This is a genomic window from Blautia sp. BCRC 81119 (assembly GCF_003184505.1).
Taxonomy (GTDB): domain Bacteria; phylum Bacillota; class Clostridia; order Lachnospirales; family Lachnospiraceae; genus Blautia_A; species Blautia_A fusiformis.
In genome coordinates this window covers 1-17,010 of the sequence record NZ_QJHD01000021.1, presented here as the reverse complement: position 1 = coordinate 17,010, position 17,010 = coordinate 1, and the positions used below count along the sequence as shown (strand labels likewise).

Genomic DNA, 17,010 nt, shown 5'->3' with positions numbered 1-17,010 from the left:
CTGTGTTTTATTGTTATTCGTTGTATTATCCGTGTTTATGTCCGGATCTGCTTTCCAGATATACAAGAAGTACGGAAATGTCAGCCGGGGATACACCGGAGATACGGGACGCCTGACCGATGGACACCGGTCTGTAGGCTTCCAGCTTCTGGCGTGCCTCAATGCGGAGGCTTCCTACATCTTCGTAATCAATGTCTTCCGGAAGCTTTTTCTGCTCCAGTTTCTTAAACTGCTCTACCTGCTTCATCTGGCGGCGGATATAGCCATCATATTTGATGTTGATCTCTACCTGCTCACATACATCTTCCGGAAGCTCCGGTCTTTCTTTATCGATGGGTGCAAGCACCTTATAGTTAAGCTCCGGCCGACGGATCAGCTCTGCAATGGTGGTTCCGGATTTCAGAAGGGTACTGTTCAGAGATTCCAGAAGGCTCTGTACCTCTGCAGAACCACCTACGGTTGCATGTTCCACTCTCTCGATCTCTTCCTGGATCCGGCGCTCTTTTTCCTGTAATTTATGGTATGTCTCATCATCGATCAGGCCGACCTCCCAGCCTTTTTTGCGAAGACGAAGATCTGCGTTGTCCTGGCGGAGGAGCAGACGGTACTCAGCACGGCTTGTCATCATTCGGTACGGCTCATGGTTCTCCTTTGTTACCAGATCATCGATGAGAACGCCAATATATGCCTCTGAGCGGTCCAAAATCAGCTGTTCCCGGCCTTTTACCTCCATAGCTGCATTAATTCCCGCTATGAGGCCCTGAGCGGCTGCTTCCTCATATCCGGAGCTTCCGTTAAACTGTCCGCCACTGAAAAGGCCCTTGATCTTTTTGAATTCCAGTGTGGGATAGAGCTGGCGCGGATTGATGCAGTCATACTCAATAGCGTAAGCATTTTTTACAATCCTGGCGTTCTCCAGACCCGGTACGGAATGGTACATCTCGTACTGAACATCCTCCGGCAGGGAGCTGGACATTCCGCCGATGTACATTTCATTTGTGTAAAGACCTTCCGGTTCGATAAATACCTGATGGCGTTTTTTGTCTGCAAAACGAACGACTTTATCTTCGATAGACGGACAGTAACGTGGTCCGGTTCCTTCGATCATTCCGGAATAAAGGGGGGATCTGTCCAGATTTGCACGAATGATCTCGTGTGTTTTTTCGTTTGTATAGGTCAGCCAGCAGGATTTCTGCTCGATCTGTACAGCTTCCGGGTTTGTGGAAAAAGAGAACGGTACGACTCTTTCATCTCCGAACTGCTCTTCCATCTTAGAATAATCAATGGTGTTTCCGGCGATTCTGGCCGGAGTTCCTGTTTTGAAGCGGAACATTTCGATCCCCAGCTTTTTCAGGGAATCCGTAAGGTAATTGGCTGCCTGAAGGCCGTTCGGTCCTGTATAGTTGCTGACGTCGCCGTAAATGCAGCGGGCCTTGAGGTAGGTTCCTGTACAGAGGACTACAGCTTTTGCGTGGTAGGTGGCCCCTGAGAAGGTTTTTACACCGGTGATGTGCCCGTCTTCTACCAGAAGCTCGGTCACTTCACCCTGGCGGATGGTTAAGTTCTCTGTATTTTCCAGTGTCTTTCTCATTTCTGTGCTGTAGGCCTGTTTATCGGCCTGTGCACGAAGGGAATGGACTGCAGGGCCTTTGGACTGGTTGAGCATTTTGGACTGGATGAAGGTTTTGTCTATGTTTTTACCCATTTCCCCACCGAGAGCATCCAGTTCACGGACGAGATGCCCTTTGGAGCTGCCGCCTACATTGGGGTTGCAGGGCATAAGGGCGATGCTGTCTACGCTGACTGTGAACATGACTGTGTTGAGCCCTAAGCGGGCGCATGCCAGTGATGCTTCGCAGCCTGCGTGGCCGGCGCCTACTACTATGATGTCGAAAAACTGTTCCAGATTTTTCATGCTTTTTCTCCTTTATTTTTCTCTTATTTTTTCTCTTATTCTTTTTCTTTATTTTTCTTTGTGATTTTCTTTTTCTTTGTTTATTGTGTGGTTGGTTTTTGGTTTTATTTTTACTTTCTTGGCAGAGGGCCTGGTTTTTTTGCTTTGGGAAGCTGTGGAAAACCGCAAAGGGGCCGTAAAGCCACGGCCCCTCTGCACACCCCTCGGGCTTTTTTTAGGAGTTCTTGGGTTGTGGTGTGTGATACGGTGCTGACTTTTGTCTGTATGCTTCGGTATTGGATGTGAAACGTTGTGCCGAGGGGGTTGCAGTGGAACTGTAATGAGGTTCTCGACGTGCGATGCACGTCTGCGGGGTTATTCCTGCTTCCGTCTGCCATATTTCGGCTCAGTGTTGAATTGCCGATACAGAAGCATACAGGCACAAGTTAGTTTCTTTCAGCTTTCCACAATCGCTGCACTATATAAAAAAGGCCCAGGGGTGTGCAGAGGGGCGCGGCCTTGTGCCCCTTTGCGGTTTTCTCACATTCCAATGTGATCTACCCTCTGCGGGCTTCCGCAGTCCATGTGCCATACAGCCGAAGGCCGCAGCCTATGCGGCATATACGGCCGATGTTCCGCAATCCATGCGGCATATACGGCCGGGATTCCGCAATCCATGCGGGCATTCGGCCGGGGCCTCCGCAGCCCATGCGGTTATTATTTCCCCATACAAAATTTAGAAAATATCTCATTAACAAGGTCTTCCCCAAGTGATTCTCCCAGAATCCGTCCCAGACTTTCGTATGCATCTGTCAGGTCTATGGAATAAAAATCCTCCGGCATTCCGCTTTCTATGCTATTTTCTACCAGAGAAAGACTTTCCTGTGCTTTTAAAAGCTCCTGCCTGTGGCGTTCATTGGTGATGTAGACTTCATCATTGAAGTCAATCTCCCCACTGAAGAACATTTCCCGGATTTTTTCTTCCAGGTCTGTGATCCCGGTTTCTTCTTTTGCGGAAATTGGGATCACCGGCTGGTTTATTCTGCTCTTTAAATCCTCTATATCTATAGCAGATTCAAGGTCTGTCTTGCTGTAGAGAACAATTGTCTTTTTCTCTTGCAAAATTTTTATGATTTCTTCGTCGTTTTCATCTAACGGTACGGAGGAATCTACGACATAGAGGATCAGGTCTGCGTCTGCTGCCATTTCCTTGGCTTTGGATACGCCGATTTTCTCTACGATGTCTTCTGTCTGGCGGATTCCAGCTGTGTCAGCGATCTTTAATGTGATCCCATGCAGGTTGATATACTCTTCCAGTACGTCTCTGGTGGTTCCTGCGATATCGGTCACGATGGCTCTGTCCTCTCCCAGAAGCAGGTTCAGCAGAGAAGATTTCCCTGCGTTCGGCTTGCCCAGGATCACGGTCCGGATACCTTCCTGTATGATCTTTCCGTCTCCGGCTGTTTTTAACAGGTTCTGTATTTTTTCTTTTTCTTCTGCTACGATCTGCTCTAATTCTTCCGAATATCCTGTCAAATCATAGTGCTCCGGATCGTCTAATGCCGATTCAATGTACGCTATATGGTACAGTAGTTTTTCTCTGATCTGCTGTACAGTTTTTCGGACCGAACCTTTTAATTGTCCTACAGAATTCTTTAATGAGTACTCATTTTTGGACTGTATCACGTCCATAACGGCCTCCGCCTGGGAAAGATCGATCCTTCCATTGAGGAATGCACGCTTGGTAAATTCTCCCGGCTCGGCAATAATGGCTCCGTTTTTCAACACAGTTTCCAGTACCTTTTTCATGGCTAAAACGCCGCCGTGGCAGTCGATTTCTATGGTATCTTCTCCTGTGTATGTCCGTGGTCCGCGCATGGCCATGACCAGCACTTCGTCTACCATTTCTTCGTTATCATAAATATATCCATAATGGATGGTGTGGCTTGGGACGTTTTTCAGAGATTTTTTTCCACCCTTGGAACGGTATACTCCGGATGCGATCTCAAAAGCCTCCGGGCCACTGATCCTGACGATCCCGATTCCCGATGCGCTCATGGCTGTGGAAATCGCAGCAATCGTTGTCTCTTCCATTTTTCACTCTCCTTTGTCAAACGGATAAAAGCATCCGCTATATCACACTGCAGCTGATCGCTGCCATGCCGTTTATCCTAGTCCAGCGGATAAAAGCATCCGGTTAAACGCAAAAATGTTACTCCGGAAAAGCTTTTTACACGCAAAAAACACGTGTTATTCACGCTTTCACCTAGAATAACATCTTCTGTCAGTTTCCATATTTATAATGCTAGAGCGTGTTTGAAAAAGGCTTTCTGCAAGATGTGCGTCACAATTTGTGGGAGATTTTGTCCGGATGAAGGCGCCGTAGCGGGCTACGGCAACTGAATTCGGGCAAAATATACCGCAAAGTGGGGCGTGCAGATTGCGGGAATGATTTTTCAAATACGCTCTAATCTCTGCATTCCGGATGTCCGCTGCAGAAATATCTTTTTGTTATTTGCTCTTCAATGATTATAAAGAATTGTTGCGGAGATTGCAATGATAATTTTTAATTTTCAGTTCCATACAAAAAAGCCGTACCCACGGAGCTTACGCTCCGGGATACGGCTTATAGCTTTACCGATGGATCATCAATTATTGCGTTTCAGTTTTACTACTACATGTCTGTAAGGTTCTTCTCCCTCACTGACTGTCTCTACATAGCGGTTGCCCTGCAGAGATGCATGGATGATCCTTCTTTCGTACGGATTCATCGGTTCCAGAACTACCGGTTTTCTGGTTTTCTTTACCTTGAAGGCGATTCCCCTTGCAAGGTTCTCCAGAGTTTCCTTACGACGGCGTCTGTAGTCCTCGGTATCGAGTTTTACACGAATGTAGGTAGACTCGCCTTTGTTTACCACAAGGCTTGTCAGATACTGAAGAGAATCCAGTGTCTGGCCTCTTTTTCCGATGAGGATACCCATATCCTCACCTTCAAAATCCACATCCAGAGAACCGTCTGCAGTGTTGTATTTCGATGTGATCTCCACTTCTCCAAGATCCATGGAGCCGAATACGTCACGAAGAAATACGACTGCTCTCTCCTCAACCTCTCTGATCTTCTCCGGATCGCTGAGGATCTCTATCGGTCTGCCCTGCTTCGGTGCTCTCTCACGTGTTTCCTTCGGCTGACGCTCCTTTGGAGCTCTTGGCTGTTTCTCACGTGCAGGCTTTGCTTTGCCCTGGAAATCCCTTGCAGGTCTTTCCTTTGGTGCTGCTGCCTTTGCAGGTGCTTCTTCGGATGTCTTCTCCACCTGTACAGCTTCTTTCTTCACCGGCTTCTTCTCCTCTGCAGGAGCTGCTTTCGGTGCAGATTCTTTCTTTACATCCGGAGTAAAAGGCTTTTCTAATTTCTTCTCTTCTTTGATAGCGTCCAGTTTCACGGACTCTACCAGTTCATCGATTTCCTGCATATCAGAAACTGGCTCGATTCTGCGAACTTTGATCACGGCAGGTTTGCTGCCGATTCCGAAGAATCCGGAGCTGCCTTCACTGATAACCTGAATATCAAGCTGGTCACTGGAAGTTCCAAGCTCAAGACACGCTTTTGTGATAGCTTCATTCTTTGTTTTTGCTGAAAACTGAATGTAATCCTCCATTACGAACCCCTCCGTTCCTGATTATTTCTTCTTATTTCTCTCATCAAAGTCTCTTACGAGATTTGCTTTAGCTGTGATGCTGCCCGGTTTTGCACTTCTTGCCTTCTCATAAGCAGTATCAACCTTCTGTGCTCTGTCTGAAGCACCATTGTTTCCGCTGTTGCCCTTATTGATCACAGGTTTATTGATATTCTTGGCGGACTGATGAGCCTGATTGGTGATCTTCTGCGGCGGAAGTCCTTCCTTCGCACGCTTCGCTTCGATCTTCTTCATATTCTCATTAACCAGATCATCAATGTTCATCTTATCAAGATGACGATTGATCGCAAACTGCTGGGCACTTCGAACGACAGCACTGGCGATCCAGTAGATACCAAGACCAACCGGGAATGTGAAACAGAAGAATGCAGACATCAGAGGCATGACCATGTTCATGGTTTTCATGGAGTTTGCCATTGCACTGGCCTGATCATTTCCGTCTGCCGGCTGTGTTGCAGCCTGTGGCATAAGCTTCAGGTTCAGCATCTGAGTTGCCCATGCAAGAACCGGGATCAGAAGTGCTACGATCGCAAGTAACAGAGAACCATGATTTTTGAAGAATTCCATGATATAGTACAGCGGCTGGTCTGCGATATTCAGGCCACAGAAGCCCTGCATCTTGGAAATATTGCCGGATGCTTTTGTGATCGCATCAGAAAATCCTGAAAACTGATTCATCTGTGCCAGCTCTTTCCACTGGGAAGGAGAAAGTGCATACAGAAAATCAACAATCGAGTTACTTGTAGCATTTCCGGCACTATCCATAACGAGACGCACTCGTGTCATGGAATGGTCTGTGATAAACTGCTGCAAGATATCTGTGTATCCGTTTACAGCTAGCAGGTTGTCAACTACACCAGTAAAAATGTTCTTTACACTTCCAACGTAAGCAGGAATCCGGTAGATAACCTGATACAGAGCAAACAGAATAGGCATCTGAATGGCTAACTGTACACAGCTACCGGTTGGAGAAACACCATATTTCTGATAAACAGCCTGGGTTTCTTCGTTCATTTTCATCATAGAGGCCTGATCCTTTTTACCCTGATATTTCTTCTGGATCTTCTGGATCTCAGGCTGCATGATCGCACTTAACTTGGAGAATTTCTGCTGCTTGATCTGCAGCGGTGTCATAAAGGCAAAGATAAGAATACTGAAGATAATGATACAAAGACCAATGTTCTGGATTCCGAACAGGCCGTCAAGCATCTTATATATGCCATCCATGATCCATCCCATCACAGACGCGATCTGTCCGATAATAGGAGTTCCGGTTTTTGTTGCTAAAAACAGTTCCAAATTCATTTCCTCCTAGACTTCTTATTCAATTGTAAAAGTCCGGTAACTATTCATTCGTCCACTAACTGCGGAGGTACTGAACAGTTACAAATTCCGATAACTGCTCTGCCCGGGAAAAGGCTGAACAGTCACAAAATAATTCATGGCACAGGGTCATAGCCTCCGTGGGAAAAAGGATTGCATCGCAATATCCTCCATACCGCAAGAAGACTGCCCTTAAATGCGCCATATTTTTCGATTGCTTCCAAACCATATTGAGAACATGTGGGAATATAAGGACATTTCGTTCTCTTCATCGGCGATATATATTTTTGATAGAGCCTTATCATCTTAATCAGAAATTTCTTTATCATGTTCATTCCCTGTTATATGATGCTTTCTTGCAAGATGCAGAAAAGCACTCTCGATCTCGTGAAAGCTCTTGCCCTTGGCTGAGGCTCTCGCTACTACTACAATATCAAGGTTACTGTCAAAATCTGTTTCGTTGAGACGATAGCTTTCTCTGATCAATCTGGTGAGTCTGTGGCGAACCACACTGTTCCCTACTTTTTTGCTTACTGATATTCCCAGACGATTCTTCATGTGCTGATTCTTCAGCACGTACATCACCAGAAGCCGATTTGCGTACGATGTTCCGTTCTGATATACAACTTTAAAATCTTGATTTTTCTTTAAGGACTCTGATCTGATCAAACGAATCCTCCTTAATTAGATTCCGCCTGCGCGGATATTTCTCCGGATAGAAGAAAAGACCACATAAATGCGGTCTTGCAGCTTATGCTGATAACTGTTTTCTTCCTTTTAATCTTCTTGCAGCTAATACTTTACGTCCGCCCTTTGTGCTCATGCGAGCTCTGAAGCCGTGAACTTTAGCTCTGGATCTCTTTTTTGGCTGAAATGTCATCTTCATAGGTAAAGCACCTCCTTTATCTATTTTTAATTGTTATGAAATAACTTATCATTCAGAACATCGTTTCAATTATATAAATAAACCTCCTTTTCGTCAAGTAAAAATTGCAAAAAACCCGATAAAATCAAGGGTTCTATAAAATACCCCCACCTTACGGTATTTATTTTTTTCTCTTATGTGGAAAGCGCTTATGGTTTACGTAACATTATCCACATTTTGTGGATAACTTGTGGATAACTTGTGGATTGACCAGAAATCTATCCACTTTTTCGGAGGGTTTGTTCACATCGTTTTCAAAAAAACCCTTTATTTGCGGTATTTTTAAGGTGGATTTTTTTATACACATAATTCTTCCACATTTTCCACCAATTCTCGACTTATGGAAACCTCCAGGACTCTTATCCACAATAATCCACCCTAATCCACAGTAATTTCCTCACATTATCCACATTCTTTTCCCCAAAATCTCAAGGATTTTCCATTGCGAAAACCCCATTTTCATTGTAATATATAAAAGGATATCTATCTCCAGTCGCAGACTGGGGTTATTATAATACTCATGGGAGGAAAAAATGGACGCTGTTATTGAAAAATGGGAGGAGATCCTGCAAACTGTCAAATCTGAATATGAGGTGACTGATGTCCCTTTTAATACCTGGCTCAAGCCGCTGAAAGTTTATGAGGTTGACGGAAAGCTGATAACAGTGGTTGTTCCCTCTGAACAGGCAGCGATCGGAGTCAATTACATCAGTAAACGCTACAAAATACCCCTCCAGGTTACTATCTGTGTACTGACAGGCATGGAAGAATGCGAGGTTCGCTTCGTTCTGGAAAAAGATCTCCCCAAAAAAACAGAAAAAAACACTTCTTATGATAAACAGGTTCAGGATACACGTTACGAAGAGGCGCATTTAAATCCAAAATACACCTTCGACACCTTCGTTGTAGGAAGTAATAACAAATTCGCCCAGGCCGCAGCTCTTGCAGTTGCTGAATCACCGGGAGATACCTACAATCCACTGTTTATCTATGGCGGAGCCGGTCTTGGTAAGACGCATCTTATGCATTCCATCGCTCATTTCATTCTGGAACACGACGAAAACAGCCGTGTTTTGTATGTAACCAGTGAGGAATTTACCAACGAGCTGATCGAAACCATCCGAAACGGAAATAACACGGCAATGAGCAAATTCCGTGAAAAATACAGAAATATCGACGTTCTTCTTGTCGATGATATTCAGTTTATTATAGGAAAAGAATCCACACAGGAGGAATTTTTCCATACATTTAACAGTCTTCACAGTGCCAAAAAGCAGATCATCATATCCTCTGATAAACCACCGAAGGATATGGAAATCCTGGAAGAGCGCTTCCGTTCCCGGTTCGAGTGGGGTCTGATCGCAGATATCACGCTGCCTGATTACGAAACCCGAATGGCGATCCTTCATAAAAATGAAGAAATGAACGGCTACAACATCAGTGAAGATGTTATCAAATATATCGCTACCAATATCAAATCCAATATCCGTGAGCTGGAAGGTGCCTTCAACAAGGTCATGGCCGGAGCCAAGCTTGAGAAAAAGGAAGTAACTCTGGAGCTGGCAGAGCAGGCACTGAAGGATATTATTTCTCCGGATGAGAAAAAAGTGATCACACCGGAATACATCATCTCCGTTGTTGCAGAGCATTACGGAGTCACACCTGCGGACTTAAGCGGAAACAAACGAAACTCCAAGATCGTCATGCCCCGCCAGGTTTCCATGTATCTCTGCCGTGAGATCATATCCACACCTTTGAAAAATATCGGAAAAGCGCTCGGAAACCGTGACCATACCACCGTTATGCACGGTATTGAAAAGATCGAAAACGAATTGCAGAACGACGATAACTTAAAAAATACCATTGATATATTGAAAAAGAAGATTAATCCACAAGGTTAGGGAAGTTTTCCACATTACTGGTGTATAACGTGTTGATTGTATGTGGAGAGATGTGTACAACTTTTTTGCCAAAACGCGGCGGTAATTTTATCCCCGGGTTATTCACATGCGAAAATACCACTTTTACACAAAGTTATCCCAACGGAAAACCCCTGAAAACATCAGGCCTGCGGGAGTTTTTCACAAAATCTGGCCCCCTACGGCGGTTACTGCGGATTTTTTCTATAAATATATTTATAAAAACCACAAATTGTTCAGAAAGGGAGTTATACACACTATGAAAATCATCTGCTCCAAATCAAGTCTGTTAAAAAGTGTAAGTATCGCACTCAAAGCAGTTCCATCAAAAACCACAATGCCAATCCTGGAATGTATTCTCATGGATGCAACCACAAACCAGATCAAATTTACCACCAACGATATGGAGCTGGGAATTGAAACCATCGTTGAGGGTACTATTGAAGAAAAAGGTAAAGTTGCTCTTGATGCAAAAATCTTCTATGAAATCATCAGACGACTTCCGGATAATGATGTTACCATTAAGACCGATGATAAATATGCAGCAACCATTACCTGTGAAAAAGCAAAATTCAATATCCCTGGAAAATCAGGAGAAGATTTTGCTTATTTACCGATGATCGAGAAGGATGAACCGCTGACGATCTCTCAGTACACACTGAAAGAAATGATCCGCCAGACTATTTTTTCGATTGCTGTAAATGAAAACAATAAGCTTATGACCGGTGAACTTTTTGAGATCAAAAATAACTGTCTGAAGGTAGTTTCTCTGGACGGACATCGTATCTCTATCCGCAAAATGTCCCTTAAGAAAGATTATTCTGACCGTAAGGTGGTAGTTCCGGGCAAAACTTTAAGCGAGGTCAGCAAGATCCTTTCCGGAGAAGTGGATGATCAGGTCAGCATTTACTTTACAAAAAACCATATTTTATTTGAATTTGATCAGACTATGGTAGTTTCCAGACTGATCGAGGGAGAATATTTCAGAATTGACCAGATGCTATCCAGTGATTATGAGACAAAACTGAAGATCAACAAAAAAGAGTTCCTGGATTGTATCGACCGTGCCACACTTCTGGTACGTGAGGTTGATAAAAAACCGATCATCATCAACATCACGGACGATGATATGGAGCTGCGCATTGATTCTGCAATGGGTTCCATGAATGAAGAGATCGATATTGAAAAAGAGGGTAAGGATATCATGATCGGCTTCAACCCGAAATTCCTGATCGATGCGCTTCGTGTTATTGATGATGAAACCGTGACGATCTATCTTGTAAATCCGAAGGCACCATGCTTTATCCGTGACGATGAGGAGAACTATACTTACCTGATCCTTCCTGTAAACATCAATCAGAATCAGGCCAGATAAGACCTGGGAAATATAAGGAATAAGGGGCAAGAGATGTACGCAGCAGCTTCGGGAATGTGAGTGTACGTGTGAGACGCACATGCTTGAAGCTGTGAACAGAATTGAGCTCGGCAGTCAGGATATGTAAGTGTCCGTAGGGCACGTACAGCCTGACGGCAGATATCAGGATTGATATAAACGGATACACTAAAAATGTGTGACCGTTTTTGACCGATTGTGCATGGGAATGCGATCGTGTTCTGAAAATTGTTTTATGCGTAAACTGCTGGAAGGGGGTATTTAAATTACCGCCTTCCGGTGAAATTTGTATTTTGGGGATTTTAAATACCGCCAGAAGATCAGAAAAGATCGATCTGACGGAGAAAATACCCCGGAGATAAGAGGAGAAAAAATTGGAGATCAGAATTAAAGACGAATTTATCAAGCTTGGTCAGGCGCTGAAGCTGGCCGGTGTTGTGGAGGACGGCGTTGAGGCGAAATATGCCATCAATGATGGTCTGGTACTGGTGAACGGTGAGGTGGAGAACCGCCGTGGCCGCAAGATCCATCCTGGAGATACCATTTCCTACGATGGAAAAGATATTTATGTGATCGGGTGAAGGAATGTACATTGAATCCATCAGACTGAATAATTTCAGGAATTATGAGTCGCTGGAGATGAATTTTGATCAGGGCACCAATATTCTCTACGGCGACAATGCCCAGGGAAAGACCAATATCCTGGAGGCGGTTTATCTGGCAGGTACCAGCAAATCCCACAAGGGAAGCAAGGACCGGGAGATGATCCGCTTTGAGAATGAGGAATCCCATATCCGAATGATGGTGAAGAAGGGCGATCTTTCATACAAAATAGACATGCACCTCCGGAAAAACAAAGCAAAGGGAGTTGCCATCAACGGGCTGCCGATCCGCAAGGCAAGGGAGCTGCTGGGGGTGGTGAATCTGGTGTTTTTTTCTCCGGAGGATCTTAATATTATCAAGAATGGACCGGGAGAGAGAAGACGTTTTCTGGATTCGGAGCTTTGTCAGCTGGATGGTGTTTATATCACGGAGCTGGCCGGCTACAATCACATCGTGAACCAGAGAAACCGTCTTCTCAAAGACTGTTATATGAACCCCGGGCTGAAAAGTACCCTGGATGTCTGGGATATGCAGATGGTCGATTACGGAAAGAAGATCATCGGGAAGCGGGAAGCCTTTGTGGAGGAGCTTAACGAGATCGCAAGGGGGCTTCATAAAGGCCTTACCGGCGGGATCGAGGAGCTGGAGATCCTGTACGAGCCAAGTGTGACGGCGGCAGAGTTTGAGGATAAGCTTGCCCGGAACCGGGAGCGGGATCTTCGGATGAAGCTGACCTCCGTGGGACCGCACAGAGATGATTTCTGCGTAAAGGTCAACGGGATCGACATCCGGAGGTATGGTTCCCAGGGGCAGCAGAGGACTGCGGCCCTTTCCCTGAAGCTTTCGGAGATCTATCTGGTGAAGAAAAAAATCCGGGATACACCGGTGCTTCTGCTGGATGATGTTCTTTCGGAGCTGGATAGCAGCAGGCAGACATATCTGCTGGAAAGTATCCACGATATACAGACTCTGATCACCTGTACAGGACTGGATGATTTTGTCAGCCATCAGTTCAAGATCAACAGGGTTTTTCAGGTGGTAAAGGGGCATGTTTATATGCCTAAAGGGTTTTGACAAGCCCGTATGCATATGGTAAACTGATTCTGATTATGGAAAGTTGGTGAATATTTTGGATAAAGAGGAGTTTCGCGTTAAGCTGGGACAGATCAATAAGCTGGTCGAGACCCAGGATTACAAAGGCGCCATGCAGATTGTGGACAGCATTGACTGGCGTCGTGTGAAAAACGTCCGTACCCTTTGTGTAGTGGGCGAGATCTACGCGGCCAACAAGCGCTATGAAGAGAGCAAGGAAATTTTTCTTCTTGCCTACCACAGAGCGCCGATCGGCAAGAACATACTTTACCGTCTGATCGAGGTTTCTCTGAAAATGGGACAGATCAGTGAAGCCACAGAATTCTTTGATGAATACAGAGAAGTGGCAGGTAATGATAACAGCCAGTATATACTGAAATATAAGATCGCCAGAGCGAAGAATGCATCTCTGAATGAACAGATCCGTATTCTTGAGGAATATAAGGAGAAGGAATTTACGGAGCGCTGGTCCTATGAGCTGGCCAAGCTCTATTACAAGGCAGGAGACAAGCAGAAGTGCCTGGATCTCTGCAATGAGATGATCCTTTGGTTCAATGACGGAACTTATGTGATGAAGGCCCTTGACCTGAAACAGCGGATGGGTGTTCTCACTGGCGAAGAGAAAGAGAAATACGAACAGCGTTTTATCCCGAAGCTGATCCCGCCGGAAAAGGCGCAGGAGATCAGGGAGAGCAAGGAAGCATCCGGCGAGTATGAGGAGGCAAAACCGGTCACAGATACCATCCAGGTAGATGATGAGCGGGATCTGAACAGTGCGGAGACATTCCAGGAGAAGCTTTCCAAGGGATTCCGTGATATCTTTGGCGGACATAAGAAATCTGCGGAAGAGGATATGGAGGAAAAAGAAGCTGCGCAGGATGAAGAGCAGGATGAGGTTTCCACAGGCTCTGAGGATGTGACGGAACAGGCGGAAGCGCCGGAGGCTGAGACTGCTGCGGCAGCAGAACCGTCAGAGGAGTTTACAGATTCTGAGGAGATCGAAGCGGCAGAAGGAAGCGAGGAAGCTTCGGATGAGCCTTCTGAAGAGCAGGATGAGTTTTCCGGACAGGAAGCGGATGAGATCCCGCTGGCATCCGGTGTTGAGAACCTGTCATCCGGAAGTATGAAGCTGCAGGCTCAGGAACAGCAGGATAAAGAGGAAGAAGAGGCTTATCAGGAAGCGGAAGAAGCTGAGGCTGAGAAAGCTACAGAGATGTCTTTGTCCCAGAGTGTTGCAGAGATCATGAAGGAGAAGGCTGCCGGAAATGAGGAAAGTGAGGAGAAGCCTGCAGGGGTTCCGCTCAATGAGGAAGGCAAGCCTGATTTTTCCGCAACGATCCGTATGCCGGAGCTGAAGATCCCGAAGTCCATGATCAATGTGGACCCGGAGAATGCAAGCAGTTCCGCGGAGATCCCGGATGCGTCCGGAATTTTCGGAAATATCGAGGATATTGCGGCATCTGTAGGTGACAGGTCCGGGAAGGATAAAGATAAGGACTTCAACCTGGAGGATACTATTCTGGCAGCAGCTACACAGCAGGGAATCGATATCCCGGAGGAAGAGAAATCTCCGGATGTCCAGCAGTCCGACGTAACGGAAGAGCCGGCAGGTATTGAGGATCTGGATATTGCGGCTGATGAATTTGTTCCGGAGGAGCCGGATGCGGCAGATATCGAGGATATCATGGCGCAGATCTCCGCTCAGCAGGAGGAAGAGGTAACGGAGACTTCCGATACCAGACTTCCGGATATCGTATTTGATGAAGATGAGGAGCCGGTTACTGAGGAGGATCTTCAGGCTGCAGAAGCAGAGTTTCTGAATGGTCCGTCAGGAGTACAGAAGCCGGTGGAAGAAGAGGATGTGCTTCCGGAGATTCCTTCACTGGAATCTGAGGAGCAGGTGCAGAAGGCGGCAGCAGAGCCTTCAGCGAAGCTTCATCATGAGGAACCGGTGGCTTCAGCGGAAGAGGAAAATCTTCTTGATGAGGAAGAAGAATACAGTGATGACGCCTTTGACTTCCAGGATGAGGATGACGAGAATGAGGATGATTTTATCAGCAGTCTCATCGGTGATGATTCTGATGAAGCCATGGAAGAGGACGATGAGGAAGAGGAGCTCAGCGAGGAAGAGCAGCTTGAGAAATTTATCGCTACGATCCATCCGGAAAAGGATCCTACAAAGATCGTTTCCAGAAAGAAAGAGCTCACAGATGAAGAGAAACAGCTTTTCACCTATTTTGTTACAGTTCCCGGAATGAAGGAACAGCTGCTTGATGTACTCTGCGATGTGCAGATGGGCGCAGCAGACAAGACCTCCCAGACCGGAAATGTGATCGTTATGGGCGGCAGAGAAACAGGTAAGACGAGACTGATCTCAAGTCTGATCCCGGCAATCTGTAAAGAGCTGAATATCGAGGCTTCCAAGGTTGCCTATATATTTGCGGATGATCTCAACGGAAAGGATATTCCGGAGATCGTATCCAAGCTTGCCGGCGGTTTCCTTGTTATCGAGGATGCAAACCAGCTTTCCCAGGAAACAGCAGATGAGCTTGAGGAAGCTATGACCGGAAACACTAAGGGAATGATCGTGATCCTGGAGGATGAAAAGATCGGTATGCGTAAGCTGATCGCAAGATATCCGAAGCTTGCGAAGAAGTTTACATCCATGATCAACATTCCTGTATTTACAAACGATGAACTTGTTAATTTCGCTAAGGTCTATACCATGGAGAATGGATTCCGTATCGACCAGATGGGCATGCTTGCTCTGTATAATCTGATCGGGATCAACCAGAAGGAGGATCAGCCGATGTGTATCGGTACTGTGAAGACCATGCTGGATAAGGCTATGGAGAGAGCTCAGAGCGGATTGTTCAAGCGTTCCAAGAAGCGTGTGGACCGTGATGGCTACACGGTACTTTTTGAAAAGGATTTCAGCTGAAAATAAGAAAAAGCAGAGGTAAAAAATATGGCCAGACCTTATCTTGGTAACCCGAAATATACCATTGAAGTCCTTCAAAAGTATCATTTTGTTTTCCAGAAAAGGTTTGGTCAGAATTTTCTGATCGACGAGCATGTTCTGGAAAAGATCATTGAGTCTTCGGGTATCACGAAGGATGATTTTATACTGGAGATCGGTCCGGGTATCGGAACTATGACCCAGTATCTTGCGGAGGCTGCCAGAGAGGTGGCTGCTGTGGAGATCGACAGTTCGCTGATCCCGATCCTTAAGGATACGTTGAAGGACTGGGATAATGTTTCCGTGATCAATAACGATATCCTGAAAACGGATATCAAAAAGATCGCAGATGAGAAAAACGGCGGTAAGCCTGTGAAGGTGGTTGCGAATCTGCCGTATTACATTACGACTCCGATCATCATGGGGCTTTTTGAGAAGAATGTTCCTGTGGATTCGATCACTGTCATGGTGCAGAAGGAGGTTGCAGACCGTATGCAGGTTGGTCCCGGTACCAAGGATTACGGTGCTCTTTCCCTGGCTGTGCAGTATTATGCGAAGCCGGAGATCGTTGCGAATGTACCGCCGAACTGTTTTATGCCGCGGCCGAAGGTTGGAAGTGCGGTGATCAAGCTGACGCGTTATGAGAAGCCGCCGGTGGATGTGAAGGATGAGGGGCTTATGTTCCGTCTGATCCGTGCATCTTTTAACCAGAGGAGAAAGACGCTTGTGAACGGGATCAGAAATTCCGGAGATTTTTCCCTGAGTAAGGAGGAGATCGAGGATGTGTTCAACAGGTGTGGTCTTCCGCTGAACATCAGGGGTGAGGCGCTGACGCTGGAGCAGTTTGCGATGCTTGCCAACTGTATTTATGATGAGAAAAATTAATATATGATAAACGCAAAAAGAGCCCGGGCAGCTGTTCCGGGTTCTTTTTGCGTTTCCGGACGGGAATGTTGGAGAGGTTTCCTGTCCGGATCTATATATTTGTCATAGAAAGGAGGTTATGTCTGAGGTGTCAGACATAAGTAAGTAATGAAAAATTTACATTTTTTATTTTACTGATGAGATGTTAGGAAAGTTTGTTTAAAACTATAAATGAGCAAATTTGAAAAATTGCACAAAACTACACTGCGAATTTCATAAATGAATCAAAATCATTGCTTTCCTTTGCGCATTGAAAAAGATAACGATACTTTTCCAGCTGAAT

General features: G+C 45.7%; 14 protein-coding genes and 2 pseudogenes. 7 read left to right on the top strand and 9 right to left on the bottom strand.

The features are described 5' to 3' along the window. Window positions 1–25 precede the first annotated feature (25 nt). From mnmG to DMI82_RS20710, 3 genes and pseudogenes are all read right to left on the bottom strand, one after another. On the bottom strand, window positions 26–1,915 hold the full coding sequence (gene mnmG / locus DMI82_RS12915; RefSeq protein ID WP_110103556.1) for a tRNA uridine-5-carboxymethylaminomethyl(34) synthesis enzyme MnmG: 1,890 nt from the start codon (window positions 1,913–1,915) through the stop codon (window positions 26–28). A 696-nt stretch (window positions 1,916–2,611) separates the two neighbouring features. Continuing rightward, entirely contained in the window at window positions 2,612–3,988 is a 1,377-nt protein-coding gene (gene mnmE, locus DMI82_RS12910) for a tRNA uridine-5-carboxymethylaminomethyl(34) synthesis GTPase MnmE (RefSeq protein ID WP_022427294.1), read from the bottom strand. 168 nt (window positions 3,989–4,156) lie between these two features. After that, window positions 4,157–4,294 (bottom strand): annotated as a pseudogene (locus DMI82_RS20710) (DUF6783 domain-containing protein); the annotation flags it as partial. On the opposite strand from DMI82_RS20710, the pseudogene DMI82_RS20705 reads away from it, so the two are divergent. Beyond that, window positions 4,232–4,423, top strand: a pseudogene (locus tag DMI82_RS20705) (DUF6783 domain-containing protein). The pseudogenes DMI82_RS20710 and DMI82_RS20705 sit on opposite strands and share 63 nt — an antisense overlap. Before the next feature lie 119 nt (window positions 4,424–4,542). Here DMI82_RS20705 and jag read toward each other — a convergent pair. From jag to DMI82_RS19660, 6 genes are all read right to left on the bottom strand, one after another. Next, window positions 4,543–5,550 carry an RNA-binding cell elongation regulator Jag/EloR gene (gene jag, locus DMI82_RS12900; protein WP_110103555.1) on the bottom strand — a complete coding sequence of 336 codons (1,008 nt, stop codon included), beginning with the start codon at window positions 5,548–5,550 and terminating at the stop codon, window positions 4,543–4,545. A gap of 21 nt (window positions 5,551–5,571) precedes the next feature. Then, on the bottom strand, window positions 5,572–6,888 hold the full coding sequence (gene yidC / locus DMI82_RS12895; protein WP_227588498.1) for a membrane protein insertase YidC: 1,317 nt from the start codon (window positions 6,886–6,888) through the stop codon (window positions 5,572–5,574). Window positions 6,889–7,028: 140 nt separating this feature from the next. Beyond that, on the bottom strand, window positions 7,029–7,241 hold the full coding sequence (yidD, locus tag DMI82_RS12890; protein WP_092072376.1) for a membrane protein insertion efficiency factor YidD: 213 nt from the start codon (window positions 7,239–7,241) through the stop codon (window positions 7,029–7,031). After that, window positions 7,219–7,581, bottom strand: a complete 363-nt coding sequence (rnpA, locus tag DMI82_RS12885) for a ribonuclease P protein component (protein ID WP_110103554.1) — start codon at window positions 7,579–7,581, stop codon at window positions 7,219–7,221. Before rnpA ends, yidD begins: the two co-directional genes overlap by 23 nt. 82 nt (window positions 7,582–7,663) lie before the next feature. Continuing rightward, the gene (gene rpmH, locus DMI82_RS12880; protein WP_005423866.1) at window positions 7,664–7,798 is read right to left on the bottom strand and encodes a 50S ribosomal protein L34; all 135 of its coding nucleotides are present in this window, start codon (window positions 7,796–7,798) and stop codon (window positions 7,664–7,666) included. Between the two features lie 205 nt (window positions 7,799–8,003). Next, window positions 8,004–8,204 (bottom strand): hypothetical protein, encoded by a 201-nt coding sequence (locus tag DMI82_RS19660; RefSeq protein ID WP_146207161.1) that lies wholly within the window; start codon window positions 8,202–8,204, stop codon window positions 8,004–8,006. A 166-nt stretch (window positions 8,205–8,370) separates the two neighbouring features. On the opposite strand from DMI82_RS19660, the gene dnaA reads away from it, so the two are divergent. The 6 genes from dnaA (at window position 8,371) to rsmA (ending at window position 16,688) form a co-directional block, all read left to right on the top strand. After that, window positions 8,371–9,738 (top strand): chromosomal replication initiator protein DnaA, encoded by a 1,368-nt coding sequence (gene dnaA, locus DMI82_RS12875; protein ID WP_015526555.1) that lies wholly within the window; start codon window positions 8,371–8,373, stop codon window positions 9,736–9,738. A 277-nt stretch (window positions 9,739–10,015) separates the two neighbouring features. Beyond that, the gene (dnaN, locus tag DMI82_RS12870) at window positions 10,016–11,131 is read left to right on the top strand and encodes a DNA polymerase III subunit beta (RefSeq protein WP_015526556.1); all 1,116 of its coding nucleotides are present in this window, start codon (window positions 10,016–10,018) and stop codon (window positions 11,129–11,131) included. A gap of 392 nt (window positions 11,132–11,523) precedes the next feature. Next, window positions 11,524–11,730 (top strand): RNA-binding S4 domain-containing protein, encoded by a 207-nt coding sequence (locus DMI82_RS12865; protein ID WP_021650164.1) that lies wholly within the window; start codon window positions 11,524–11,526, stop codon window positions 11,728–11,730. A gap of 4 nt (window positions 11,731–11,734) precedes the next feature. After that, window positions 11,735–12,826, top strand: a complete 1,092-nt coding sequence (gene recF, locus DMI82_RS12860) for a DNA replication/repair protein RecF (protein WP_059086514.1) — start codon at window positions 11,735–11,737, stop codon at window positions 12,824–12,826. Between the two features lie 55 nt (window positions 12,827–12,881). Further along, window positions 12,882–15,785, top strand: coding sequence for a hypothetical protein (locus DMI82_RS12855; RefSeq protein WP_146207160.1), 2,904 nt, complete (start codon window positions 12,882–12,884; stop codon window positions 15,783–15,785). Window positions 15,786–15,812: 27 nt separating this feature from the next. Then, window positions 15,813–16,688, top strand: coding sequence for a 16S rRNA (adenine(1518)-N(6)/adenine(1519)-N(6))-dimethyltransferase RsmA (rsmA, locus tag DMI82_RS12850; RefSeq protein ID WP_110103552.1), 876 nt, complete (start codon window positions 15,813–15,815; stop codon window positions 16,686–16,688). The last annotated feature ends 322 nt before the right edge of the window (window positions 16,689–17,010 follow it).